Origin of the sequence: Shewanella sp. SM87, assembly GCF_025653705.1 — a bacterium.
In the GTDB taxonomy this organism is placed as follows: domain Bacteria; phylum Pseudomonadota; class Gammaproteobacteria; order Enterobacterales; family Shewanellaceae; genus Shewanella; species Shewanella oncorhynchi.
Map to the genome: position 1 here is coordinate 1 of NZ_JAKKSC010000082.1, position 1,170 is coordinate 1,170.

The window sequence follows — 1,170 nt, forward strand, 5'->3', positions numbered from 1 at the left end:
CTTTGAATGCATTACAAATTGTGAGAATAGAGTGGCTCTGCTTGAGTGCGCTGATTAGCGTAAATTGTTCATCGAGTCTGACATCAAGAGAGCGGTAGCCTTTTTTAGGATAAGATTGTGCTCCTCAAGACGAGCTATTTGCTTCTTCAGCTCACGGATTTCAATTTGTTCAGGGGTAATCGGAGATGCTTTTGGTGTGCCACCCTGGCGTTCTAGTTTTAACTGTCTCACCCATTTATCCATAGTGGATTTACCTACGTTCATCGCCTTTGCAGCTTCGATGATGCTATGGTTTTTATCGAGGACTAATTGGGCTGCTTCAAGTTTGAATTCAGCACTAAATGTTTTTCTGGTTGTCGATCTCATGTGTTCACCTAAAGTCATCTACGAGGTAATAATATCACCTCTATTTAGGTGGCCAAAATTAGTGTGCCACTACATTGATAAGTTTGTTAACCACTGACTCATTCTTAAAAATCAGTCGCTTTACGCATTGTTATCGCCATTTAATCGCTATAGCTTCTTAATCCATGTGTTCATGGGTAGCCTCGGCCCACTGATGCTCGCCTACTTCCTCGCGAATCCAAAGGTGAAAAAACTGCGATACGCAGAAACCAAACTGGCGATTGGTTGAGTTGATTTAGCGGTGTGTCTGATGAAAGGATAACGATTAGAATCCTCTATTAATTATCCATATCACTCCAAGTCATCTTCCTCAAAAGTTTGTCTTAGTTGCAATTTCATCTGTACACTACAAGTCTAATTAACAAGTATGATTTAGCACTAAACTGATAATTGTCAGCAATACCTGCTAAGATTTCAAAAAAGCCTAAACGACCGACAAAAATCATTACAATCAATAAAATAAAAAGTCACCACTAAGTAATTGGTGCTTTGAAACGAATAAAATAGTGATTGTGATACTAGGGTCTGTTGATCTTTCGAGAGTAATTTTTAGACAGCATGGCAAGACGTTATAATTTGCTTCGCCAAAAGTAACCATAACCTCAAGCCATGCCAAGACTTATGCTAACCGATGCACGCTGGGAAAAGCTATTTCATTTAATGAAAAGCACAGGCCGTGTTTATGACAAACCTGAACATAGACAAACATTCGAAGGTATTCTTTACCGCCTTAGAACAGGTATCCCTTGGCGAGATTTACCTAAA

The 1,170-nt window shown here is 39.4% G+C and carries 1 protein-coding gene and 1 pseudogene; one reads left to right on the forward strand and one right to left on the reverse strand.

The genetic code is table 11. From position 1 onward, the window contains the following. Nucleotides 1–366 (reverse strand): annotated as a pseudogene (locus L5M11_RS23730) (transposase); the annotation flags it as partial. 648 nt (nt 367–1,014) lie between these two features. Here L5M11_RS23730 and L5M11_RS23735 point away from each other — a divergent pair. Beyond that, a partial coding sequence (locus L5M11_RS23735) for a transposase (protein ID WP_259573881.1) occupies nt 1,015–1,170 on the forward strand: 156 nt, incomplete at its 3' end.